25 protein-coding genes are annotated in these 24,188 nt (G+C 61.0%); 12 read left to right on the plus strand and 13 right to left on the minus strand.

The genetic code is table 11. The features are described 5' to 3' along the window. Window positions 1-56: 56 nt before the first annotated feature. Window positions 57-755, plus strand: coding sequence for a helix-turn-helix domain-containing protein (locus tag QW861_RS14525; protein WP_315827697.1), 699 nt, complete (start codon window positions 57-59; stop codon window positions 753-755). 680 nt (window positions 756-1,435) lie between these two features. Here QW861_RS14525 and QW861_RS14530 read toward each other — a convergent pair. Next, complete coding sequence (locus QW861_RS14530) at window positions 1,436-1,945, minus strand: helix-turn-helix domain-containing protein (protein WP_316193210.1); 510 nt, start codon at window positions 1,943-1,945, stop codon at window positions 1,436-1,438. After that, a complete protein-coding gene (locus QW861_RS14535; protein WP_315827696.1) occupies window positions 1,929-2,120 on the minus strand; it encodes a hypothetical protein in 192 nt (63 codons plus the stop codon). The genes QW861_RS14530 and QW861_RS14535 overlap by 17 nt, the downstream gene beginning before the upstream one ends. Between QW861_RS14535 and QW861_RS14540 the strand changes: the two genes are divergently transcribed. Together QW861_RS14540 and QW861_RS14545 are read left to right on the plus strand one after the other, a co-directional pair. Continuing rightward, window positions 2,104-2,886, plus strand: coding sequence for an SDR family oxidoreductase (locus QW861_RS14540; protein ID WP_316193211.1), 783 nt, complete (start codon window positions 2,104-2,106; stop codon window positions 2,884-2,886). The two genes, QW861_RS14535 and QW861_RS14540, sit on opposite strands and share 17 nt — an antisense overlap. Before the next feature lie 124 nt (window positions 2,887-3,010). Next, window positions 3,011-3,946, plus strand: coding sequence for an alpha/beta hydrolase (locus QW861_RS14545; protein WP_316166543.1), 936 nt, complete (start codon window positions 3,011-3,013; stop codon window positions 3,944-3,946). A gap of 156 nt (window positions 3,947-4,102) precedes the next feature. On the opposite strand, the gene QW861_RS14550 is transcribed toward QW861_RS14545, so the two are convergent. From QW861_RS14550 to QW861_RS14575, 6 genes are all read right to left on the minus strand, one after another. Beyond that, a complete protein-coding gene (locus QW861_RS14550; RefSeq protein ID WP_315714227.1) occupies window positions 4,103-4,591 on the minus strand; it encodes a MaoC family dehydratase in 489 nt (162 codons plus the stop codon). 235 nt (window positions 4,592-4,826) lie between these two features. Then, window positions 4,827-6,647, minus strand: a complete 1,821-nt coding sequence (locus QW861_RS14555; protein ID WP_316193212.1) for an AMP-binding protein — start codon at window positions 6,645-6,647, stop codon at window positions 4,827-4,829. 145 nt (window positions 6,648-6,792) lie between these two features. Then, window positions 6,793-7,962, minus strand: coding sequence for an iron-containing alcohol dehydrogenase (locus tag QW861_RS14560; RefSeq protein WP_316193213.1), 1,170 nt, complete (start codon window positions 7,960-7,962; stop codon window positions 6,793-6,795). A gap of 146 nt (window positions 7,963-8,108) precedes the next feature. Next, the gene (locus tag QW861_RS14565) at window positions 8,109-8,822 is read right to left on the minus strand and encodes an SDR family NAD(P)-dependent oxidoreductase (protein ID WP_316169265.1); all 714 of its coding nucleotides are present in this window, start codon (window positions 8,820-8,822) and stop codon (window positions 8,109-8,111) included. Further along, complete coding sequence (locus QW861_RS14570; protein WP_316193214.1) at window positions 8,819-8,947, minus strand: DsbA family protein; 129 nt, start codon at window positions 8,945-8,947, stop codon at window positions 8,819-8,821. The genes QW861_RS14565 and QW861_RS14570 overlap by 4 nt, the downstream gene beginning before the upstream one ends. A 4-nt stretch (window positions 8,948-8,951) precedes the next feature. Then, window positions 8,952-9,401, minus strand: a complete 450-nt coding sequence (locus tag QW861_RS14575; protein WP_316169267.1) for a DsbA family protein — start codon at window positions 9,399-9,401, stop codon at window positions 8,952-8,954. Window positions 9,402-9,899: 498 nt separating this feature from the next. Between QW861_RS14575 and grxD the strand changes: the two genes are divergently transcribed. After that, on the plus strand, window positions 9,900-10,226 hold the full coding sequence (gene grxD, locus QW861_RS14580; protein WP_315714222.1) for a Grx4 family monothiol glutaredoxin: 327 nt from the start codon (window positions 9,900-9,902) through the stop codon (window positions 10,224-10,226). A 230-nt stretch (window positions 10,227-10,456) separates the two neighbouring features. Next, window positions 10,457-11,782 (plus strand): 4Fe-4S binding protein, encoded by a 1,326-nt coding sequence (locus tag QW861_RS14585; RefSeq protein ID WP_316193215.1) that lies wholly within the window; start codon window positions 10,457-10,459, stop codon window positions 11,780-11,782. Between the two features lie 37 nt (window positions 11,783-11,819). Here QW861_RS14585 and QW861_RS14590 read toward each other — a convergent pair whose 3' ends face one another. Together QW861_RS14590 and QW861_RS14595 are read right to left on the minus strand one after the other, a co-directional pair. Continuing rightward, window positions 11,820-12,854 carry an NAD(P)H-binding protein gene (locus QW861_RS14590; RefSeq protein ID WP_316169269.1) on the minus strand — a complete coding sequence of 345 codons (1,035 nt, stop codon included), beginning with the start codon at window positions 12,852-12,854 and terminating at the stop codon, window positions 11,820-11,822. A gap of 66 nt (window positions 12,855-12,920) precedes the next feature. Beyond that, window positions 12,921-13,511 carry a TetR/AcrR family transcriptional regulator gene (locus tag QW861_RS14595; protein ID WP_315714219.1) on the minus strand — a complete coding sequence of 197 codons (591 nt, stop codon included), beginning with the start codon at window positions 13,509-13,511 and terminating at the stop codon, window positions 12,921-12,923. A 117-nt stretch (window positions 13,512-13,628) separates the two neighbouring features. On the opposite strand from QW861_RS14595, the gene QW861_RS14600 reads away from it, so the two are divergent. Both QW861_RS14600 and QW861_RS14605 read left to right on the plus strand, forming a co-directional pair. Beyond that, window positions 13,629-14,414 carry an oxidoreductase gene (locus QW861_RS14600; protein ID WP_315714218.1) on the plus strand — a complete coding sequence of 262 codons (786 nt, stop codon included), beginning with the start codon at window positions 13,629-13,631 and terminating at the stop codon, window positions 14,412-14,414. Window positions 14,415-14,527: 113 nt separating this feature from the next. Further along, complete coding sequence (locus tag QW861_RS14605) at window positions 14,528-15,622, plus strand: alkene reductase (protein WP_316193216.1); 1,095 nt, start codon at window positions 14,528-14,530, stop codon at window positions 15,620-15,622. 9 nt (window positions 15,623-15,631) lie between these two features. On the opposite strand, the gene QW861_RS14610 is transcribed toward QW861_RS14605, so the two are convergent. Then, a complete protein-coding gene (locus QW861_RS14610) occupies window positions 15,632-16,291 on the minus strand; it encodes a TetR/AcrR family transcriptional regulator (RefSeq protein ID WP_316193217.1) in 660 nt (219 codons plus the stop codon). A gap of 219 nt (window positions 16,292-16,510) precedes the next feature. On the opposite strand from QW861_RS14610, the gene QW861_RS14615 reads away from it, so the two are divergent. After that, on the plus strand, window positions 16,511-17,707 hold the full coding sequence (locus QW861_RS14615) for an acetyl-CoA C-acyltransferase (RefSeq protein ID WP_316169273.1): 1,197 nt from the start codon (window positions 16,511-16,513) through the stop codon (window positions 17,705-17,707). Between the two features lie 103 nt (window positions 17,708-17,810). On the opposite strand, the gene QW861_RS14620 is transcribed toward QW861_RS14615, so the two are convergent. Next, on the minus strand, window positions 17,811-18,308 hold the full coding sequence (locus QW861_RS14620) for a helix-turn-helix domain-containing protein (RefSeq protein WP_316172576.1): 498 nt from the start codon (window positions 18,306-18,308) through the stop codon (window positions 17,811-17,813). A 158-nt stretch (window positions 18,309-18,466) separates the two neighbouring features. Between QW861_RS14620 and QW861_RS14625 the strand changes: the two genes are divergently transcribed. Genes QW861_RS14625 through fabF form a run of 4 tightly spaced genes read left to right on the plus strand, consistent with a single transcriptional unit; the run spans window position 18,467 to window position 23,454 of the window. Further along, window positions 18,467-18,958, plus strand: a complete 492-nt coding sequence (locus QW861_RS14625) for a (2Fe-2S)-binding protein (protein WP_315714213.1) — start codon at window positions 18,467-18,469, stop codon at window positions 18,956-18,958. Then, entirely contained in the window at window positions 18,955-21,327 is a 2,373-nt protein-coding gene (locus QW861_RS14630; protein WP_316172577.1) for a xanthine dehydrogenase family protein molybdopterin-binding subunit, read from the plus strand. The genes QW861_RS14625 and QW861_RS14630 overlap by 4 nt, the downstream gene beginning before the upstream one ends. Then, window positions 21,324-22,178, plus strand: coding sequence for a xanthine dehydrogenase family protein subunit M (locus QW861_RS14635; protein ID WP_315714211.1), 855 nt, complete (start codon window positions 21,324-21,326; stop codon window positions 22,176-22,178). Before QW861_RS14630 ends, QW861_RS14635 begins: the two co-directional genes overlap by 4 nt. Window positions 22,179-22,191: 13 nt before the next feature. Then, a complete protein-coding gene (gene fabF, locus QW861_RS14640) occupies window positions 22,192-23,454 on the plus strand; it encodes a beta-ketoacyl-ACP synthase II (RefSeq protein ID WP_316172578.1) in 1,263 nt (420 codons plus the stop codon). A gap of 83 nt (window positions 23,455-23,537) precedes the next feature. Here the strand turns inward: fabF and QW861_RS14645 are convergent, their stop codons facing one another. After that, entirely contained in the window at window positions 23,538-24,041 is a 504-nt protein-coding gene (locus QW861_RS14645; RefSeq protein WP_315714209.1) for a helix-turn-helix domain-containing protein, read from the minus strand. Window positions 24,042-24,188 lie beyond the last annotated feature (147 nt).

A 24,188-nucleotide genomic window follows, 5' to 3' on the forward strand; every position in this document is an offset into this window, starting at 1 on the left:
ATTGACTTTTGTCACAGTTCGGCGCGATAGCGGATGAGTGACTCTTGGAGCTTCGCTTGCGCCCCGACGAACTCGCCCAGTTGAAGACGCTGCCGCTGTTTGCGGACCTCAGCGAGGAGAACCTGAAGCGGCTGCTCGGCGCGGCTCTGCTGCAGCAATTTCCGCCCGGGGTGCGGTTGGCTCGCGAGGGAGATCAGGCCGACTTCCTGCATGTGCTGATTGGCGGGTTGGTGGAAATCTACACCGAGCTCGACGAGGCCGAGTGGGGCATCTCACTGCTGCGTCCCGTGTCGACCTTCATACTTGCTGCAGTCGTCGTCGATCAGGCGTATCTCAATTCAGCCCGCACGCTGACGGAGTCGCGGGTGCTGCTGATCCCCGCCCGCGATGTAAGGGCGCTCTTCGACGAAGACATCGCATTCGCACGGATTGTTGCTCAGGAGCTGGCGTATGCCTATCGCGCTTCTGTCAAGAAGCTGAAGGGCACCCTGGCCCGGTCGAGCATCGAGCGCCTCGCCAACTGGATCCTCGCCGAGGCCCAGCGCGAGCCGGGGCATGCGAATATCGTCATCCCATTCGACCGCGGCACGCTGGCCTCCCACATCGGCACGACGCGCGAAAACCTGTCACGCAGTCTCGCCCAACTTACGAGCCATGGGGTTCGCGTCCGCGGACGAGAGATCGTCATCGACCACAAGGAGCGGTTGGAGCTGTTTGCCCGGCCAAAGCCCCTGATCGACGATCCCGGCTCGTAGGCTTCTTTTGCGATCGGTCCTGCCCCTCTGTTGGGAACGGCAAATCAGCAGAGTACGGAAACGGAGCCGTCGATATAGTTCTTCTCCGCCGCACACCCACCCCGCGTGGCAGTCGCTGGGACGCCCCGAAACCGATGGGCCCTGGAACGTGCGGCCGGCAAAGCCGTGATCGCGGGCGATGCCGAGGAAAGCAAACCGGACCCGGTGGAAACGGTCACAGCCTCACCGCTTGGCGGAGAGGCGTATCCGAGCCGAATGAAGCGAGTGCAGGGAAAGGTGGTCGCGGGGGAGCGCTACCGCCTTTCCCCACAGCCGGCGGACCTACGATACTTCCTGCAATCCTACGCACAACGAGGCTCCTTGGTGCTGGCTCGGTCAGCACCTCATGCTGGACCATCGCTTCCGGCCTCGGACCCGCGTTCCAGGCGAGGCTCGGGCCGCCGTTGGATTTCTGCGCTAAGCGGTCCATGAAGCGTTCCGACATCGGCAGAGGTGATTGCGATGCGCACAGAAAGGTTTGGCGCCTACTAGACGGGAGCACCTTCAGGACCGTCTTTTGGCGATCTTCGGCGTTGCGCCCTCTTCGCGCACGTATCGAATTGACCGCCCGCTTCGCCAGCGAGGATCTGCGCGACGGCTTTGGACAGGCGACTATGACCGCACTTTGGGAATTCCAGCTCTCAGGGCTCCGCGCCGAGGAACGCGCGGGTCGCCCGTAGGATTTCGTCCGACAGTTCTTCTGAATCGGAGATGCGCGCGAGCAACATCGCCCCAATCATCGCTGCCCAACTGCCGATCGCCGCGACACGCTTCTGGTGCGGATCGTCACCTGGCGCCGAGGCCATGAATTGTTCGATCTGCCGTCGCATCTCCTCGGTCAGGACGCGGCGTGTGGGCGCCGGCGCCCGCGACATCTCGGGCCCGAGCGCCGCGAAGACGCATCCCGCCCCCGCCGCATCCCGATGTTCTGGCCGCAGATACGCGCGGGCGAAGCCACGGACATCCGTCGGCAGCAGGGGTTGACGCCTGCTGGCCTCGAAAACGTCCGCCAGGGCCTCGGTCACGAGCTCCTGTTTGCTCGCAAAGTGCCTTGGAAAGCCGCCGTGCGTCAGCCCCGCTGCGTCCATGATCTCGGCGACGGTAACACCGTCAATTCCCTTCTCCCGGAACAACTTAGCGGCCGAGTTCACGATCGCCCGCCTGCTCTCCGCCTTCTGCTCCCGGCTTCTTGCCAAAATAAATCTCCCTCAGTTCAAAAATGTAGATGACAAACATCATCTTTGCAAGTAGATGATGATTGTCATCTACATTTTGGGGACAGATTGGCCCCTCCCACGGAGAAGAAGACATGTCTACTGCACTCATTACTGGCGCCTCCAGCGGCATCGGCGCCGTCTATGCGCGGCGCCTCGCCGCGCGCGGCCATGACCTCGTCCTCGTCGCTCGCGCGACGGAGCGAATGGCGGCCCTGGCCGCGGAACTGCGCAAGGCGCACGGGATTGCCGTCGAAGTCCTGACAGCGGATTTGACGGATGCCGCGCAGCTGCAAATGGTGGCGAACCGGCTCCATTTGGGCAGCCCAGTCGAGATTCTGGTCAACAACGCTGGCGCGGCGCTGCTCGGCCCGTTCGAGGCGGCGGATCCCGCCGCCATGGAGCAACTGCTCAAGCTCAATGTGACTGCGCCGACGCTGCTGGCTTCGGCGGCGATCGGGGGCATGGTGAAACGCGGAAGCGGCGCCATCATCAATCTCGGTTCGGTGGTGTCGTTCATGCCCGCGTTTTTTCCGGGGATTTATTCGGCGACCAAGTCTTACGTGCTCACGTTCTCGCAGGGGCTGGCGGCCGAGGTCGGGCCCAAGGGCGTCTACGTCCAGGCCGTGGTACCGGCGGCAACCAGGACCGAAATCTGGGAACGGGCGGGTGCCGATCTCTCGAAAATTCCCAATCTCATGGGCGTCGAGGACCTGGTCGACGCGGCGCTGGTCGGCTTCGATCGCCGCGAAGCCGTGACGATACCGCCCCTTTCGGACCTGGGCCTCTGGGAGGCGTTCGAGGGCGCACGAGCGGTTCTGCCCTCAGGTTTGGGGGCGCAGCCCGCCGAGCGCTACCGCGCGCGCGCCAGCGCCTAGTCACAACGCTCCGATCGGCCGGCGATACCGGCCGATCGGTACTCCCGCTCCTCATCTCGAAACGCGTAGCCATCCCTTCGATCCAGCGTGCAGCCTCAATGCTGCCTCATCAGGAATTGCGGACATGAACTCTCAATCTCGTCGCACGATGATCACCGCCGGAGCGCTGGGCGCTGCGGCACTTGCGCTACCGCTGAAGGCGCAGGCCGCCGCCAGTTCGGCGACCGCCTCCACCCAGTTCGTCGACGTTGGCGGACGCCGCCTCGCCTATCGATCCGTCGGCACGGGCAAGCCGCTGGTCCTGTGCAACCGTTTTCGAGGCGTCCTCGATCTTTGGGATCCCGCCTTCATCGACGGATTGGCCGCTCAGGGCTTTCAGGTCGTAACCTTCGACTATTCAGGTCTCGGCCAGTCGACTGGCGAAAAATCCTACAATCCGATGTCGCTCGCGAAGGATGGTAAGGATCTCATCGAGGCACTCGGCCTCAAGGACGTCGCGATCGGTGGATGGTCGATCGGTGGGATCGCCGCGCAGATCTTGCTGGCAATGACCGGGCCGATGGCAACTCATGTGGTTCTGTTGGCCACGACACCTCCGGGCCCGCTGGTCAAGACGGGCGAACAACTCTTCTATGATACCGCGGCAATCCCCGGCATCGCATTGGAGCAGTTCACGACTGTGTTCTTCGAACCTGCGGACGCAGGCAGCCGGGCGGCTTCAAAGCGCTCGTTCGATCGCATCATGGCGCGAAAGAAAGACCGCAGCCCCGACGTTCCGGCCGACTGGGCCATGGCGCAGATCGGCAACACGCCGCGTAACCCGGTGTTTCCATCAGACCAGATTTTGCAGCTCTTGAAGACGACGTCGGTTCCGATCCTGCACCTGGGAGCCGACCACGACATCGTGTTCCCGATCGAGAACTGGTATGCGTTGAATCGACAGCTGCCGACCCTTCATCTGATCACCTATGCGCGAGCCGGGCACGGGCCGCATCATCAATATCCGGACGAGGCTTCCGCCCAAATCGGCGCTTTCATCAAGGCCACCAGCAAGGGCTGAACATTTTCGAGGGCGCGGAGCGAGGGGCAGTTGGACAAAAGAGATAACCGCTAACTGCTCCCTCTCTTCCGCGGCAGACCTTGCGAGCAGAGCATAATGTTCGCGGCTCTTCTTCGCTATGTCGACCGGACGCAGGTGGAAAGTATCCGCGGCAAATTAGACGACGACTGCTTCGGCGAAATAGGCCACTCCGAGCCATTCGGCGATCAACGCGGGTTTTTGCGCCCCCTCGATCTCAACAGAGACCTCCAACTTGGTGGCCACCTCCTTCGGATTGCGAGCCGTCATATCCAGAAGTTTGAATCTGGCCCGCACCCGACCTCCGGATCGTACGGCGGACACAAATCGTATCCTGTCGAAACCATAGTTGACCGCCATGACTCTCCCCGAAAGCTTCGGAAGCGCGTCAAACGCCATCGGCGCAAGCAAAGAAAGCGTCAGGAAGCCGTGAGCGACGGTTCCGGCAAACGGCGTCTCGGCGGCCTTCACCGGATCTATGTGGATGAATTGCCAATCCTCCGTAATGTCGGCGAATTGGTCGATGCGAGATTGGTCAATCTCGAACCAGCGTGACACGCCGACCTCCTTGCCCACCATTGCCGCATATTCCTTCGGCGAAATGTCAGGCAGGCTCGATCCTTTCATTGCCCTCTTCCTCGTTAGAGACCGATGATTTATTCCGCGTGAGCCGAGTCTGCGCCGCACCGACCATCGGCTCTCCTCTGATGAGGTCGACTGTCCGGCGCCGACGAGCGTCTCAACTTCAGCCGATGGCTTCGCCGCGACGACAACGTCTGAGATGGACGGACCTTGCTCAGAGCCGGTTCAGCGCCACCTCGGACCCTCACTTCCAGGAGCACTCCTTGCGAAGTTGGGGCACTCAGATGAAGGTCACATCTTCAGCAGGTGACCCGGCATACAATTCCTCAACGCTATGCGCTCGGTGGCCGAGTACAGCCCGCTGATTTACATAGGCCTTGTCGGTGATTTCACCAGCGGCAAGCGACGGAAGCTCCTTCAGCAACTTGAATGAGCGGATTCGTTCGCTGCTTCCGACTGTTTCGTTGTGTGCCCGAAAGCACTCTCTCAGGAATGCCAGCACGCCTGGATCTCGCTCGAGATCGCCAACGGGCGCGGAGGCGTGTTGTTTGGCTTGGCTGGGATTTAGCCAGGCGAGAACCGCGCATTGGTCCCGGTTTTCGCCCGCAATGACGACGTCCTGAAGAACGCCACGCGTTGCGCCCAGGATGGTCGCCCTGAGGTTCCCGACAACCACCCAGGTCCCGTTCGTGAGCTTGAAGTTTTCGGAAAGACGTCCCGTGAATCTCAATCCGAGATGCGGCTGCTTCGGATCGAGGAAAGCCACGGTGTCTCCGACCCGGTAGTAGCCCTCCTCGTCGAATGCACTTTCCGTGAGATCGGATCTGCCGAAGTATCCCGGCGTGACGTTCGGCCCCTTTACGCGAACCTCGTAACTGTCTCCCGCAGGCAGCAGCTTGAGCCTGAGACCAGGTCCCGGAAGACCGACCTCTCCCGGTTCCTCGGTGGCCCAGTGCGTCGTGCTGATCGTTGGCGCCGTTTCGGTCGTGCCGTACCCAGACATGACGGGAATGCGGCGGCCGGTCGCACGAAACGACAGGTCATAGAGCTTGTCCAGCGTGGACTGCGGAATTGCCGCTCCGGCGTAGGTCATTCGCTCCATGCGGTTGAAGAATGTATTTCTGAAATGCTCGTCCGCTTCGAGAACATCACACAGGAGCGTGTAGCCGCCGGGCACGTTGAACATCGCTGTGGGGGAAATTTCCCTCAGGTTGGCGATGGTCTTATGGAAGAGTTGTGGGACGGGGCGTCCGTCGTCGATGTAGAGCGTCCCCCCATTCTTCAGGGTGCCCTGCAGAATGACATTGCCCCCCATCGTGTGATGCCAGGGCAACCACTCGACCTGAACCGGAGCTTGGTTTGCCGGAGCCAGCAGACTGCCCATTTCGAGGGCGCATGCCATCATGCGATGCGTGTTGATGACGCCCTTCGGCAGGCCGGTCGAGCCCGACGTGAACAGAATTTTTGCGATGGCGTCACGATCGAGGTTTCCGAACCGCCGCTGAAACTCCGAGGTTGGTCGTCCCTCGTACAGGGCCTCAAGCGGCAGAAGCCCGTCGGATCCACCGCATGCGATCCAAGTCGCCTCCTCCAGCCCACTAACTGATCGGGCTGCCGCAAAGGCGCTGCCGTCCTGGACGAATACAAATGATGGCCTGAGCAGCCGAGCGATGTCCGTCAAGCGGGACAGCCCGCCCGGCATCAATGTATAGTTGGGCGAAATGGGAGCGACGGCCATCCCGATCGACATGGCCGCGAACATGACGATTGCATGCTCGATCGAATTCCCCGAGAGAATTGCAATCCTTTCGCCCGGCTGAGCTCCGCGATCGATCAACCCCTGACCTACGGACTGAGTCCGTAGCCACATCTGCCGATACGATATCTTTTGCCACCCGGCAGCTTCGCGTTGCGCCAGAAAGACGCGATCGGGCTCCTGCATCGCCCATACGGGTAGAAAGTCGGTGACCGACCAGCTCGGCTCGACGAAGTTGATCGGCGACCTCAGGATGAGGCTTCCATCGGGATGCGCTTCGATACTGACCTCGCGTGGAGCGAAGTTGACGTCAGACGTGGCGCGCGCGGCAACATTCGTCGTCATGGATTTCCTCCGCTCCCATTCACGAGCGACTTGAACACTCTGCAATTTTCTCGCCTTCCGTTCGGCCGGTCTATCCGATTGAAATAGACGAGCTTTGTACCGACCGTACGGCCCACCGCATCCCTGGCCGCCGGGCTGACACGCGCTAAGCGGCCATCCGGAGAATCTTAACGATGTCTTCGGGGCCTTTGATTGGACGCGGGTTTGCGCGCGTGAAAACCGAAAGCATTGCGTTCCGTCCGATCAGATCGAATTTGTCCTCGGTCACGCCAACTTCAGACAATCGACGCGGGAGCTCCAACTGTCGTATAAATTCGGCGAACGTCTCGCTTGCTTTCGCCCCCGGCACTCCCCAAGCTTCGGCGAGCTTGTCTTGTGCTCCAGCCGTATCCGGGCGATTGAACTCCAACACGCTGGGCATCATGACCGCGGTGCAAAAGTAATGCGGCACATCGCATGTACCGCCAAGTACGTGCCCGATAGCATGGCTCGCCCCCATCGGAACCCGACACTGCAGCCCGAAGGCGGACAGCCACGACCCGAGTTGGCAGGATTGCCGGGCCTCAAGATCGTCCGGATTCATTTTTGTCGCGAGCAGCCCGTCATAGAGATAGCGCAGTCCCCGCAGGCAAACGCTTTCGACGAGGGGATTGCCTCTCGGCGAGCAGACGGCTTCGATCCCGTGGTCCATCGCGCGCGTTCCGGAGCCGAGCCACAAGTTTTGGGGCGTGTGAACCGTAATCGCGGGATCGAGGATGATCGAACGAGGCATCATCAAGGGATGGTGAAAGATCTGCTTCAGTTTCCGCCGTGTATCGGTAACGAGGCTACCGGCGTTGTATTCGCCGCCGGACAATGTACTCGGGATGGCGATCATCCTGACGCGCGGGGCTCGAAACGGACCAGGGCGCGGGCCCTCCGGGGTCGAGACTACTTCAAACCCGTCGAGGCCGCCCTCATCGGTGATCTTGTGCTCAATGCACATCAGAACGATTTTTGCCGCGTCGACGACAGAACCACCGCCGACGGCCACGATCAGGTCGGCGCCCGCCCCGACCGCCCTTGCGGCTGCAGCTACGGCAGACGTACGGGTGGTGTGCTGCGGGACCCCATCAAACGTCCCCGCATACCTGGAACCTAATGCTTTGCGGATTTTTTCGATCTCGTCGGTTTTCGTATTCAACGTATGGCTGGCAATCAGAAACACCCTGTGCGCGTTGAGCCGCTCCGCCTCCTCGGCCAGCGCTTGCCCGGCAGGCTTTCCGAAGATCACCTGATCCATCGGGGGATATTGATGAAGTCCAACCTTGATCATGGGCTCTCTCCTAAAAAGAGGTTGTCGTCGCACCAACCGGGAGTTGGCTGTTTCCTCCCGATCAGTCAGGCGGGCTGCCCGATGGCGGTTCAGATGTGGAGCGCGGCGCCAACACCGCGAACGACGACGGACCGCTCGCCCCGGGTCTACCAGGGTTCGCGGTACGGTCGCACTTCCGCGAGGAAAGACCACGCCGAGCGGTCCTGATGCGCGATGTGGTAGATTTCCTCGGCGATCGCCGCGGGTTTGATGAAGAAATCGTCGGGCGCGTCCTTCATTCGCTCCCGCTGCCACGGCACGTCAATGACCGCATCGATGACCAGATAAGCCACGTGAATCCCCTGCGGGCCGAGGTCGCGCGCGATCGACTCGGCGAGGATACGCTGGGCTGCCTTCGTCGGCGCAAAACCCGCGAAGTTCGCCTTTCCTCGCAGAGCCGACGTGTTGCCCGTTACGAGGAGCGCTCCGCCGCCAGCCGCTATCATTGGGGGCGCGACGTGCCGCGCGAGATGGAGCAGTGCCATCACGTTTGTCTCGAAATTGGCTCGGAGAACCTCGGGACCTACCTCCTGAAACTTTCCGAACGCCCCGCCAACCGCATTATGGACAACGACCTTCGGCGGGCCGGACCGCCGGTCGATCTCGTCGAGCACCCGCGCGAGCGCTGCCGAGTCCGAGACGTCACACGCCATCGGAATACTCGACGGAATCTCCGCCGATAGCGCGTCCAGGCGCGCCTTGTCGCGCGCGAGCATCGCGACGCGATACCCTCCGGCCGCGAACCGCCTGACGATAGCAGAGCCGGTACCAGGTCCGACTCCGGTGACAATTGCCAGCGGCTGCGCATCAATCTTGCTCATGCTGCCCTCAGTGCTTCGCGAATGAATTCAAGGCGGTCATTGTCGAAAAACATTTCGTCGTTCACGATGAAGGTCGGCGCGCCGGTGACGCCACGCGCTCCCGCCGCTTCACTTCTCTGCGTCAACCGATCATCCAATTCTCTGCCTATCGGCTCTGGAAGCAACTTGGGGGTCACGTATTCCGGAAGCTTCAAGGATCCGCACCAGATCCCCGGCTGTGCTCCGCGGCAAGCCATGTCGCCAGAACGCCGGAAAGATCGCCGCAACGACCTCCTTGGCGAGACCGCAATCTTCCGCCGCGAGCACCGCGCGCTGCAGCCTGCGGCCGTCGATCGATTTTATGTCCTTATGCCGGCTCAGCGGTACGCCGTATCTCTTCGCCCAGCGCTGTAGATCTGCGCCGGCGTATTTGCCTTTGGCCGGACAGGTCAAGGTCGTCGGCGTGTTACCGCCCTGCTTCATGGCTGCGACGATATCTACAGGATGGTAGCTCAGCTCAGCATCCAGCGTGCCGAGCTGAGAGTGGGCGAGATAGGAATAAGGACTGCGAAAGTCGAAATAGAAGTCGATGCTGGTCATTGCGCTCGTCATCCAACTCCCCGGCAGAAGCAGCGGAGCCTGCCAAGACGGAATGTTAAGACGCCTTGAGTCTGGGCCAGACGAATTCGACCGCCCCGGTCGCCTTGAGCTTGCCGCCCCCTGATGCGCGGACAACCTCCAAATTCCAAAAATTGGGGTCGAGCGCCCATTTTCCCTCCTGAAACAGTGGCTTCGGCGCAGACGACAGCCATCAGTCTCTTCTTGTGATTGACCCGACTTTAGCTGCCACAGAACGCTCGTCAATTCCTTTTTAGAATTGATATTCGATCTAATCGAGCGCCCGGTCGTTCTAATCCCTCCAAGCGATGGTCGACTGTCCGATCGACCGGCATCCTTCGTGGACTCTGCGGAAAATAATAGCTACCGCGCCTTAGCGCGAGGCCGGCCAAGCAGGCTTCAAGGCAATTTTGCTCTTTTCTGGCCCGACCATTAAGTGCTAAATTCGAACTGATGCGACGGACAGATGGAGAGACCAACATGAGCGTTGCGCAGTTCATTCGCAGTGAGGTGGAGTCCAACGAGATCGTCCTGTTCATGAAAGGTACGCCCTCGTCGCCGGCCTGCGGGTTCTCGGCGCAGGTAGTTCGCATCCTCGATCATCTGGGAGTTTCGTTCAAATCGCACAACATCTACGAGTCGGAGGAGTTGCGGCAGGGTATCAAGGACTACTCGGACTGGCCGACCATTCCACAGCTGTATGTACGGGGCGAATTCGTAGGTGGCTGCGATATCGTGACGGAGATGTTCCGGTCTGGAGAGCTGCAGGCCATTCTCTCGGAGCCGCAGGAAGCGGCGCGATCATGAACCACGGCTGGGCTCTCTGTCGATGGCCTACCCCGTCATCAGAGGGCGCCGATGTCGCGAAAACACATGAGCGTCCGCGCAATGTTTGGTCATTTGCAGTGTGATGTGCAGGGCCAAGCGCTATCGAGGATGGGGCAGCGCCTGGTGGCAGTCTCAGCATTCTTTCGTTGCATCAATAGCCGGTCGCTTCGCAGTCGGAATGAAACTCGACGCATCCGAGGAGACGAAAATTGACCATTGAGGATCATCCGACGGTAAAGGCCTTTCGGTCGCGCAGCCTGGCCCGGACCGACGCGGCGCCGCTGTCGGCGGAGCTCTTCAAGAGGATCGCGATAAGCTGTGGAGCGGACGATGTCGGGCTGGTCGAGATTGGCCGTCCGGCAATCAGTCCCCAAGTCGACTACATCCGAAAGGTCTATGGCCGCACGAAGTCCTTGATGGCGATCGCATATCATATGAATCGCGAGCCGGTACGCTCTCCCACTCGCTCGGTGGCTAATGAGGAATTTCATGGAACCTATGACCATGTGAACGAGACTTCGCGCGCAATTGTCCGCGCCCTGGCGGAGCACGGCATCGCGGCCTGCAATTCGGTTGCCGCATTTCCCATGGAGATGGACCAGGCACGCATCATGATGGTGCAGCACAAGCCGGTCGCCGTCGAGGCCGGGCTGGGTCGCATGGGGATTCATCGCAACATCATCCACCCGAAATTTGGCAGCTTCATCCTGCTTGGAACGATCTTGCTGGCGGACGAGATCGATGCCTATGACCAGCCGATCGACTATAATCCTTGCTTGGAATGCCGACTATGTGTCGGAGCTTGCCCCGTCGGCGCGATAAAGCACGATGGGTACTTCGATTTTCAGACCTGCTTCACGCACAACTACCACGATTTTCTCGGAAACTTTACCAAATGGGTCGAAGAGGTTGCGGACTCGCGTGACGCGAAGGACTACAGGTCCCGCGTGAGCCCTTCCGAGACTCAGAGCATTTGGCAATCTCTCTCATTCAAGCCCGGGTACAAGGCTGCATATTGCGTATCGGTCTGCCCGGCTGGCGAGGATGTAATCGGACCATATCTTGATGACCGGGTGTCCTATGTGAATGATGTGGTCAAACCTCTGCTCGAGAAAGAAGAGACGCTGTTCGTGATTCCTGGATCGGACGCCGAGGAGAGTGCGCCACGACGGTTCCCGAATAAGACGATCCGGCATGTGCGCGCAGGACGTCCGATCGGAAGCGTTCAGGCGTACCTCTTTACACTGAGGCTCGGCTTCCAGCGTGGAAAGGCAAAGAAGCTCGATCTGGTCACTCATTGGACCTTTACGGGAAAAACTCCGTTCCAAGGGACAGTGCGCATCAACGACAAGATTCTGGATGTAACGCCCGGAACCCATGCCGGCGACGCCCGGCTTTCGATCACGGCCGATAGCGAGGCATGGCTTCGAGTGCTTAGCCGCGATCTCGAGCTTGCGGAGGCGATCGAGTCGCGGCTCATCGTTCCAAGCGATGCAGATCTGTTCGCCGCCTATATGCGCTGCTTTCCATTCTAGGGCTTTCAGGTCCGGAGTTTTGAGCGAGGCAAGGCCGCTATGCCTGCAAGACACGGGTCGGGTTCAGATCCTTCACTTCGCGGTGCTGCAGATGGTTTGGCGTCCCCCTCTCGAAGCGCCACGCCTCCTTTTCAATGACCTTCCTGAATGTGGTGGCCGGCCGGCCGAGCAGCTTCTCGACGTCCTGCGTTACCTCGGCAATATACCGATCACCGCCATTTTGCATGCACAGGTTTTCCAGATGCAACGCAGGATGCTCAGCGATATGAGGCATGAGCTTACGCATACGTTGCCGAAACTCTTCCATCGTCGTCGGCAGGTATTCGATCTTTCGACCGAGCGCCGCCGAGTAATCCTCGGCAAACCCGTACATGTCCTTTCGTTCCGGCCCCGTCAACTCGTAGGACTTCCCAGCGTGGCCGGCTGGGTCAGCTAACACCTCAATACAGACATCAGCGACGTCGGCCGTTGCCACCGGCGCGGTCTTTCCCAGGCCGAATGGCAGACGGATCGTGCCGTCCTCCTTGATGGTCATAGCCGGCACCCACAGTGTGATTGGGTTCTCGACGAACATCGCCGCCTGGATATGAACGATCGGCAGGCCTGACCAATCGAGGGCTCGCTCGCCCGCCCAATGCGCCCTTTGCTGGGGCGACCACTGGACGTCCACGCCCAGCACGGCGATGCGCTCCGCGTCCGGCGCCGACATGGTCTCGAGCGTCATGTAACATTGCTCATAGTCCGACATGTTGACGAATATCTCGGTGCCTCCTTCCTTCTTGGCCGCTGCGGCCATTAAGATGGTGGCATCGGCGTAGGACGGGTTCAGGCTCATGCTGAAATAGATGCGCCGCACACCCTTGACGGCCTGCGTGACGTCACGCGGATTTAGGAGATCGCCCACGAACACCTCGGCTCCCATGTCGCGCAAACTCTGCGCCCGCTCGTCATTTTTCCGCACGAACGCACGGACGGGAAGGCCGCGCTGCAGCAGGCCGCGAACAATGGTTCGGCCAACCGAGCCGGTTTGTCCACCGGCGCTCGTCACCAGAATTGGCGCCTTGCTCTTCATACTCGTGTCCTCCCTGATCTCGATCGTTTACTTGGTCTGATTATCTGAAAGCCGGACGAGACAAGCTCAGCGCTCTTGTTGAGGTACGAGCGCGAGCGCATTTGCTGCATGAATGCCAGCCGCAAGTATCGCATCCGACATCGACGAGTCTTCGGCGGCACGAGCAAGCTGGAGAGAGCCGACGAGTACAGCGAAAATTCCGATTGCGGCCTCTTGCGCGGCGCGGCTGGACGTTTTCCGCGGCAATCGCCTCTTTAGCTGCTCGAATATTTCGCGCAATCTAGCTGTGTAGGCCTTTCGGACGGATCGAGGTTGGCGACCGATCTCTGGAAGCAGTGCAGCCGAGGCGCATCCAACGTCCGGCCGATCGCGATGCTCCGCAGACAGGTAAGACCGGATCAGCGTGCTCAGTTCCCCGGGGACAACGTCGGCTTCACTCAGTCGCCGCAACTGCTCGTCCAGCGCCCGCTCAAGCCCTTCCCGAACGAGATCGCTTTTCGAGCCGAAGTGAGAATAGAAGCCGCCATTCGTAAGGCCCGCCTCGGACATAATTCCCGTCATTCCAGTCGCCGCAATGCCTTGTCGCCGGAATTTCCTTGCGGCGACCTTCAGTATCCGTTCGTGCGAACTATCCTTGTGCCCCTTGGCATACCGCATGCAGGCCCTCCGAACGAACAGCCTATTGTATGATGTAAATCATGTGATATGTATATCTTAATCTAATCTAGGGTTCAACTGCGTCAACGGAGAGCTTCTGTGCGACAGGACGGAAAAGTGGCGATCGTGACCGGGGCTTCGACGGGAATCGGGCTGTCCTCCGCAAGAGCATTGCGCGAGGCGGGATTCCGGGTGTTCGGGACCAGCCGACGAGCTGCCGCGAGCGATCCTGAGATGCTAAGCTGCGATGTGACGGACGACGCCTCGGTGAAAGCGGCCGTCGACAAGGTACTGGCTGCGACCGGCAGGATCGATGTTCTGGTGAACAACGCAGGCTTCGGCTTGCTGGGCGGGGCCGAAGAATCCTCGGCCGATCAGGCCAAGGCCTTGTTCGACGTGAACGTCTTCGGAGTGATGCGCATGACAAATGCGGTCCTCCCGACCATGCGAGATCGAAAAGCCGGACGGATCATCAACATTAGTTCTGTCCTGGGATTGATACCTGCGCCGTTTTCCGCCCTCTATTCTTCTACGAAGCATGCCATCGAGGGTTACTCCGAATCTCTCGACCACGAAGTGCGGATCTTTGGCGTTCGCGTTTGCCTGCTTGAGCCGGCCTATACCCGCACCTCGTTTGAGCAGAACATGGTGCTTCCGGACCGGAACCTGAAGGAATATGTGTCGGCGCGAACCCGAGCCAGCGCGCTGCTACGCGATGTGATGAATACAGCCGAGAGTCCCGAGGTTGTTGCCGAGAAGGTGATTTTGGCCGCGACAACGCCATCACCTCGTCGGCGATACACCTGCGGAAAGGTTGCGCGCCAGGTGAGCATCCTTCGTCGTTTTGTGCCTGAAGGAATGTTCGACAAAAGCCTTCGCAAGCAGATGGGGCTGCCGGGGTGATCCCGTCGAAACAGTCGATCGCGAGCGATTTCCACGATCGCCGCGACAGGATGTTTGAACCTCCCGATCAACAACTTCGCGCGAACGCCTTGCAACCGTATTCCGGAGGCTAAATGCCGTCGCTGTTTGACCCCGTAACTATTGGCGATCTGCATCTGCCGAACCGGGTCATCATGGCCCCGCTGACCAGGCTACGCGCAGGCCAGAGCCGGATCCCCAATGCGATCATGGCGGAGTATTACGCGCAGAGGGCTTCGGCGGGTCTGATCATCACAGAAGGTGTTCCTGTTTCGCCTCAGGCAGTGGGCTATGCCGGCGTTCCCGGCATTTGGTCGGCAGACCACGTCGAGGGCTGGAAAGCCGTTACACGCGCGGTGAAGGCACGTGGGGGGCGGATTTTCATGCAGATCTGTCACGTCGGCCGGATCTCCGATCCAATATTCCTGGATGGTCAGGCGCCGGTCGGCCCCAGCCCCATCGCCGCGAAAGGCAACGTCAGCCTTGTCCGTCCGGAACGGGCTTTCAGCGTGCCGCGCCCGCTTACGACAGAAGAAGTCTTGGACGTTGTCGAAGCATTTCGCAATGCTGCCAAGTTTGCCCAGATAGCTGGCTTCGATGGCGTGGAGCTCCACGGCGCGAATGGGTATTTGCTGGACCAATTCCTCCAAGATAGCTCCAACCAAAGGACGGATCGGTACGGAGGCTCAATCGAAAGCCGCGCCAGGCTCTTGCTCGAGGCCACAGATGCTGCAGTGTCGGTATGGGGACCCGACCGGGTGGGAATGCATCTTGCGCCTCGGGCTGACGTGCATTCCATGGGCGACTCCGACCGTGCCTCGACGTTCGGATACGTGGCAGCTGAACTCGGACGGCGCGGCATCGCCTTCATCTGCGCTCGCGAGCGCTTGGGACCCGACAGCTTGGGACCGTCTCTCAAGGCCGCCTTCGGCGGAAAGTACATTGCAAATGAAGGTTTCACTGCGGAAACCGCCCAGGCGGTTCTCGATGCGGGTTGGGCCGATGCGGTTGCCTTCGGAAAGGCATTCATTGCCAATCCGGATCTGCCTAAGCGCTTGGCGCTCGGCGCGCCGCTCAATCAGCCCCGCCCCGAAACTTTCTACGGTCCGGATGCCCACGGTTATACCGACTATCCTACACTGCCGAAATCTCCGGAGAACGTGGGGCGCGAAGATCCGGCGAAAACATAGGAGCGGGCCTCACCGAACACCTCGGTGTGGAACAGAAGCGCCATCACGATCACTTTTTCGAACTAAGCTGCTGGCCGCGCGGTCGGACCGTCGAGCACCAAGTTCACCAACGATCTCTCGACCGGCCCCAAGAATATGGTCAGAAGCTGCTTTGCTGTTGACAGCACGGGCGAGCAGAATTGAACCTACCATGGTCGAGATGATGCCTGTGGCGATCTGGCGTGCCTCTTGAGAAGAACCGCCGGAATTTAGCTCAGCTAGGACGTCGACCATTTGATCCAGCTTACGCTCAAAGCTCCGGCGTGCCCGCGCTTCTGATCGCCCGATGTCGGCGGCGAGCGCCGGAAGCGCGCAACCGTGCGTGGAATCGTCACGGTGGCGAGGACTGAGGTAATCGGCAACGATCGCATCAACGCACGTCGGGACAGCGCTCCCATTCGTCAGCCGCTTCCAGCGCTCGATCGTCTGATCCATTGCAAAGCCAGTTGCTTCAGCAACGAGAGCCGCACGGGACGCGAAATAGTTATAGAAGCCGCCATGTGTCAGACCGACGAGCTGCATAAAATCGACAACGCTGAGCGCTTCGGCACCTTTCTTGCGCAGACCGTAGGAGGCATTCTCGACGATCCGGTCGCGGGTCTGACGCTTATGATCTCTCACGTAACGCATCGTGCTTCATCCGATTTGCAGAAGATCTGTTGGGCGGCTCATCAGACGCCAAACGCCCCATGGCCGGCCGCTCCGATTCCAGCCGACATCTAAGCATCGGCGACGGCGTTTCAGTCCTGGATTTTGCGCCATGCCTCCCCGCAACATTTCATTGCAAGATGAGCCAAGTTATATGATTATCGTCATACAAACAACACCGCTTGTCGGGGAGATTTCATCATGTCCGCAGTCACCGATCCCGTTGTCATTCTTTCGGCCGTACGCACGCCTTTGGGACGTTTCATGGGTGAGTTGTCGCCGCTCTCGGCACATAAGCTCGGCTCTCACGCGATCGCGGCAGCGCTGGAGCGTGCCAAGCTCGCGCCGGAGCGGATCGACGAGGTCTTCATGGGTAACGTGCTGCCGGCCGGCCAGGGTCAGGCGCCGGCCCGCCAGGCTGCGCGCGGCGCCCGGCTGCCTGATGCGACCGGGGCCACCACGATCAACAAGGTTTGCGGCTCCGGCATGAAGGCGACCATGCTCGGCCACGACATCATCAATGCGGGCTCTGCCGCCATCGTGCTGTCCGGTGGCATGGAGAGCATGAGCAACGCGCCATATCTGCTGGCAAAGGCGCGCGCCGGCTATCGGGCCGGCCACGACCGGATCATCGACCACATGTTGATGGACGGCCTGGAAGATGCCTATGAGACCGGCCGTTCGATGGGGGACTTCGGCGAGGCCACGGCCGAAGCCTATCAGTTCACCCGCAAGGACCAAGACGCCTATGCGATGGAGACGCTGATCCGAGCACGCAAGGCCGTGGAAAGCGGCGCGTTCAAGGCCGAGATCGCACCGATCACTCTGACCGAAAAAGCAGGGCCGCGCGTCATCGCCAATGACGAGCATCCGCTGAAGGTAGACCCTGCCAAGATCCCAGGCTTGAAGGCGGCGTTCCGCGCCAACGGCACCATCACGCCTGCCGCTTCCTCGGCGAACGCCGACGGAGCCGCCGCCCTGATCCTGGCGAAGCGCTCGCTCGTCGATCGCGAGGGACTGCCGGCACTGGCGGAAATCAGGGGCCATGCCACCCATAGCCAAGAACCGCAATGGTTCACCACCGCGCCGATCCCGGCGATCCGCAAGCTCCTGGACAAGGTCGGCTGGAGCGTCGGCGACGTCGACCTGTTTGAAATCAACGAAGCCTTTGCGGTGGTGGCGATGGCCGCGCAGAAGGACCTCGGCATTCCCCGCGAAAAGCTCAACGTCCATGGTGGCGCCTGCGCGCTCGGCCACCCGATCGGCGCCACCGGCGCGCGATTGATCGTGACGCTGCTGCATGCGCTGGAAGCGCAGAACCTCAAACGCGGCGTCGCCGCACTCTGCATCGGCGGCGGTGAAGCCACTGCAATCGCCGTCCAGCGTATCGTTCGCTAGTCGAGGCCAGCTCGCAAAAAGCACTTGGCAAGCGGCCCAAATGGTGTCGCTTGCCGATTTTCTATCGGGAAGCTCAGCCCCGGTCCACCTTCTGCAATCCGAATCATCGCTGGTCGAACTTGGCGAGCCGCCACCGAACAAGGTCGTCAGCCCCTGGTCCGGCCAGCGGCCGGACATCCCTCATGCGTACCAATTCGCCCGACTTGTCATCGACAAGAGCGAGCTTAACCGGACGTCCGCTGTTCTTGTTGATGAATTTGAGCGGCGGACCCGCATCCCCCGTAATCGCCCACTTGTCCCCGACCTGGGCAAGCGCCTGGATCACCAGGATAATGTCCCTGCCCTTTCGGGTCAGAAGGTATTCGTAGCGTTCAGGGCCGGTCTGATACCGACGCCGCTCGAGCAGTTCATTTTCTTCGAGATGCTTGAGCCGATCGGACAGGGTGGCATGTGTGACGCCGGTCGACTTCCTCAACTCCTCATATCTGCTCAATCCCAGTGACAGATCGCGCAGGATGAGCATGGCCCAGCGGTCACCGACAGCGTTCAATACGCCGGCGATCGAGCACGCCATTCCTTCAAAGCCCTTCGAGCGCATCATCCCTCCTAACAACACTTCTCAGCAGAATAATCATGCTCGGGACGCCATCCAAGCGCCAAGCCGCGAACATCGACAAGAAATGTCTTGCATTTTTGTCACTCTTATTATTAGAGTGGCTATTGGATAACAAAAACCGCGCGCCGATCCCAGGAGGATAAATGCCCGACCCTCACAGCCGGCACTTGGTGACATTCGAGATAAACGGATCGCGCAAGACGGTTTTCGTTGAAGCGCGAAAGTTGCTGGTCCATCTGATCCGGGAGGATCTTGGCCTCACCGGCACCCATGTCGGCTGCGACACCTCCCAATGCGGTGCCTGCACCGTCGAAATCGATGGACTGGCGGTCAAATCCTGCACGGTACTGGCCGTGACGGCGGACGGCGCGTCGATCACCACAGTCGAGGGATTGACCGATCCCGGTGGCGAACTCAGCGCTGTTCAGGCCGCCTTTCACGAACATCACGCGCTGCAATGCGGCTTCTGTACGCCGGGCATGGTGATGAGCGTACGGCAGCTCCTGAGGGATCATCCCAATCCCGGCGAGCACGACATCCGCCATGGACTTGCCGGCAATATCTGCCGCTGCACCGGCTATCACAACATTGTCCGCGCCGTTGAAAGCCTCGCAGCGAAGGAGCAGCAGCCTTGAACGACACGCCTGCGATCCGCCATATCGGTCGGCCCTTAAAGCGGCGCGAAGATTTCAAGCTGCTCGCTGGCAAGGGCCGCTACGTCGATGACGTCAGGCTGCCGGGCATGCTGCACATGGCGGTACTGCGATCGCCGCACGCCCACGCCGAGATTAGAAGCGTCGATCTCTCTGCAGCAAAAGCCGCACCAGGGGTTCGCTTGGTCCTTTCCGGGATGGCGCTCGCCGGCAAGATTGGCCCGATTGTTCCGAACTGGGTTCTTCCGGGCAGCAAGGTGCCGTTCCGCCCTGTAGTCGCGACCGACCGCGTCCGCTTTGTCGGCGAATGCGTCGCGTTGGTAGTGGCGGAAACGTTGGCCGAAGCCTACGACGCCGTCGGGCTGATCGACGTCGGTTACGAAGTGCTGCCTGCCGTGATCGACGAAGAGACCGCTATCCGGCAGGACGTGCCGCAACTTCATGACAACGTTCCCGGCAACATCACTACGATCTACAAGGTGCGTGGCGGCGACTACCAGAAGGCCGCCAACGAGGCCGATCAGGTCATCGGACTGCGCGTCGTCAACAACCGCCTGATCCCGACCTGCATGGAAACGCGCGCGATCGTTGCCACGCCGGAGCCAGACGGGACGCTGACGGTCTATATTGGCAGCCAAGTTCCGCACATGCACCGGCGCTGGATCGCCGAGACGGTTCGCATTCCCGAGCATCAGTTGCGGGTGATCGCGCCTGATATCGGAGGTGGGTTTGGCGCCAAAATGCACCTCTACCCTGAAGACTTGCTCTGCCCCTATCTCGCACGCGAGCTCGGCGTGCCAGTCAAATGGTGGGAAAGCCGCTCCGAAAGCCATCAATCGACCAGCCACGGTCGCGCGCACACGGAAAATATCGAGATCGCGTTCAAAAACGACGGCAAGATCCTAGGCCTGAAAGTCGAGACCCTTGGTAATGTCGGCGCCTATCTATCGAACATGGCGAGCGGCGGTCCCACCGTGAACACCGTCAACTTCGGTACCGGAACCTATAAGATCGATAACTACGAGGCGATATCCCGAGTCGTTGTCACCAATACGGTGCCGGTGGATGCCTATCGCGGCTATGGACGACCAGAGGGCGCCTATATCGCCGAGCGGGCGATCGATGCGGTCGCGCGCCACCTTCATCTCGACCAGGTCGAGGTGCGGCGGAAGAATTTCGTTCAAGCAGCGGAATTTCCGTATCGACCGTATGGCAGCACGGGCGTGATGTACGACAGCGGCAATTATCAGGGACTGCTCGACAAGGCGCTTGCCGCCTTCGACTACGAAGGGCGCCGAAAGGAATGTGATGCCTTGCGTGCCAGCGGTGTCTATCGCGGCGTCGGCATCGCCGCCTATACGCATATGTGTGGCATGGCGCCGTCGCGGCGGCTGGCGCTCAGCGGATTTGATCGCGGCGGCTGGGAAAGTGCGCGGGTCAGCATCGATTCCAGCGGCCGGGCTACGATCTATTCAGGCTCGATGAGCCAGGGTCAGGGCCATATCACGTCGCTGTCGCAGATTGCCGCGGACGTGCTGCAGATTCCCGTTGAGGACATCGACATCGTGCAGGGGGACACGCGGCAAGTGCAGGCCGGCCACGGCACGTTCAATTCCCGCTCGATGGCGGTCGGCGGATCCAGTGTGCATGTGTGCTCGCAGCGCGTCGTGGCCAAAGCAAAGAAGATCGCGGCGAGCATGCTGGAAGTGGATGAGAAGGACGTTTCCTATTCCGCCGGTGCGTTCAGCGTGCCTGGCACGGATATCGCGCCGTTAACGTTCTCGAAGGTGGCCCGCATGGCTTATGTCGGCCACAAGCTGCCGGATGGCGTTACACCGGGCCTGGACGAAACGGAGTTTTACGACCCAACCGGTATGGGCTCGCCGTCAGGCGTCCACCTCACCTACGTCGAGGTCGATCCTGAGACTGGCATCGTCGACATTCTCGACTATGTCGCGGTTGACGACGTCGGCACCCTGATCAATCCACGTCTCGCGGCGGGCCAGATTCATGGTGGCGTCGTGCAGGGCATCGCGCAGGCGCTCTATGAAGAGGTCAGCTACGATCCAGACAATGGACAACTCCTGACCGGCTCGCTGCTCGACTATGCCGTTCCGCGCGCCGAGCACGTGCCGAACATCCGTTCGCAGTTCCAGGAGACGCCCTCGCCGACCAATCCGATTGGCGTCAAGGGCATCGGCGAGAGTGGCTCGATCGCGGCGCCCCCCTGCATGGTCCACGCCGTACTCGATGCGTTGTCACCGTTCGGTATCAAACATCTCGATATGCCGCTGACGCCGCCGCGAATCTGGAAGGCGGTACAAGAGGCGCGCTCGGGAGAACTCCAATGATCCCGGCAGCCTTCAACTATGTCCGCGCGGCTTCGCTCGCCCAGGCCATCGATCTGCTGCGGGAAGATCCCGACGGGACGAAGCTCCTGGCCGGTGGCCATACCTTGCTTCCGGCCCTGAAGCTGCGGCTGGCGTCGCCCGAACTTCTGATCGATATCGGAGGCATCACCGAGCTCAAGGGCATCGAGATCGGCAAAGCCGGAGTCAGGATCGGCGCGCTGACGCGGCATGCCGACCTGCTTGCATCAGAGACGCTGTTCGAGGAATTGCCCATCTTTCGCCAGGCGGCGAGTCTGATAGCCGATCCCCAGGTGCGCAACCGTGGCACGATCGGCGGCTCGCTTGCGAATGCCGATCCGGCGGCTGACTGGCCGGCGGTCGTCGTCGCGCTGAAGGCAGAGATCGAGATCGCCGGCGCGAACGGCCACAGACGGGTCGCGGCGCAGGATTTCTTTGTCGATATCTTTTCTACTGTGCTGGAACCGGACGAGGTTCTCACCAGCATTCATATCCCGCGGCCGACAGCCGGCATGCGCTTCATATACCGAAAGATCCGGCATCCCGCGAGCGGCTTTGCTGTCGTGGGCATTGCGGTCGGCGTGCGCATGCGAGACGGCGTGGTGGCCGAGGTCTCCCTCGGCGTGACAGGCGCGGCGAACCACGCTTTCGCCGGCCAGGCCGCTGCCGATTTCCTGACCGGAAAGACGTTGTCGCGGGAGAATATCGACCAGGCGGCCACATTGCTGAGCGAGACCACCGAATGCCTCTCGGATCGCTACGCTTCGGCGGAGTATCGGGCGAATCTGATCCGGACCGAGACCAGACGCGCGCTACTTGCGCTTTCCTCGTGAGACGGAATCCGTGATGCGCCGAGTCGTCGTTACGGGATTGGGATTGGTATCGCCGGTGGGTTGCGGCAGCGAGCTGGCGTGGTCACGGCTGCTCGCGGCCCGTTCGGGGCTTGCCGCCCTTCCCGAGTGGGCGGCGGCCCTGCCGGCGCGGGTCGCAGGAATGGTGCCGACAAGGGCCAAAGATCAAGAGGGCGGATTCGATCCGGATCTGACCGTCGCGCCTAAGGATCAGCGAAGGATGGATCGCTTCATCCTGTTCGCGCTTGCCGCCGCGGCCGAGGCCATTGCCCAGGCGGAATGGACTCCGTCCGATGCGCATTCGCTCGAGCGCACGGCGACAGTGATCGCTTCCGGCATCGGAGGCTTTCCGGCGATCGTGGAAGCGGTCCGCACCACAGACCAGCGCGGGGTCCGGCGTCTCTCGCCTTTCACCGTGCCGTCCTTTCTCGCAAATCTCGCGGCTGGCCACATCTCGATCCGCTACGGCTTCAAGGGTCCCATCGGCGCGCCGGTCACCGCCTGCGCCGCGAGCGTGCAGGCAATCGGCGATGCCGCACGCCTGATCCGATCTGGAGAAGCCGACGCCGCGGTTTGCGGCGGTTCGGAAGCCTGCATCGATCTCGTGAGCCTGGGCGGGTTCGCCGCTGCGCGTGCGCTTTCGACCGGCTTCAATGAAACGCCCGCCCGCGCTTCCCGTCCCTTCGACCGTGATCGCGACGGCTTTGTCATGGGCGAAGGCGCGGGCGTCCTGGTCATAGAAGATCTGGAGCATGCGATCCGCCGCGGCGCAAAGCCGATTGCGGAAATCGTCGGCTACGGAACGACGGCAGATGCGTACCACATCACGTCAGGGCCCGAGGACGGCGACGGTGCGCGCCGCGCCATGGAAGGCGCATTGCGGCAGGCCGGCCTCAAACCCGGTGACGTCCAGCACCTCAACGCGCATTCCACGTCAACGCCAGTTGGCGATGTATCCGAACTGGAGGCGATCAAGGCGGTCTTCGGCCGCGAGGGGCAGATTGCCGTGAGTGCCACCAAATCCGCAACTGGCCATCTGCTCGGAGCGGCCGGCGGAGCGGAAGCAATCTTCACGATTCTGGCGCTGCGCGATCAAGTCGCGCCACCTACTCTCAATCTCGAAACTTGCGATGCCGCCGCGGCAGGTGTCGACCTTGTCGCCGGTCAGGCCCGGCCCATGACGATGGAGCATGCGATCTCCAACGGTTTCGGCTTTGGAGGCGTCAACGCGAGCATCATTTTTCGGCGCTGGCAGTAGAGCGGGGCTCAGCTCCAGCAAAAGCGGAGCGGGCCACGGCTGCTGCGTTCTCCCGGCCGCTTTAGCTACATCTTGGCAAGCCGTTACTTCCGCTTTCGTCTTTGGGCGCTTGCCCTCACACCAGCCGAGGCTTCCGCGGAAGCCGTGCCACCAAATCGCTTGCGATTGAAGGGAACGGCGCCCGAGCCCGGCACCACTTCGACGTCCTCGAGCCGCAGAGGCTTGCCGCTGGACGTCCGCAGTACGGGAAATTCAATCGGGCGCCCAGCGACACGATCGCGGAAGACGACCTGCGGTCCCTCAGGCTCTGCGAGCCAATCATCGCCCCACTTCTTGAGAGCCAGGTAGGCCGGAAAGAAAGCGCGCCCCTTCTCGGTCAGTACGTACTCGTATCGTCCGGAATGTTCGGGCAGCGGCACGCGCGTCATCACACCAGCATCGACGAACTTCTTCAAGCGATTGCTCAAGATATTGGGAGCAATGCCAATGTAGTGTTCGAACTCATCGAACCGCTTCACGCCATAATAGGCTTCACGGAGAATCAGGATGGACCAGCGGTCGCCGACCACCTCCATGGCACGAGCCATGGAGCATTCCTTATTGGCAAGACGGCTCTGCTTCGCACCGGACATAGTTTTCCTAGCTTCGAATTCAGCTCATACCATATTGAGCGGAATCCCAGTATGTCCAGTGCCAGCTAGCGGGTTGCAAACCTTCGCAGCCGAATGGTTCTC

The organism is Bradyrhizobium sp. SZCCHNRI1029 (assembly GCF_032487555.1).
Classification (GTDB): domain Bacteria; phylum Pseudomonadota; class Alphaproteobacteria; order Rhizobiales; family Xanthobacteraceae; genus Bradyrhizobium.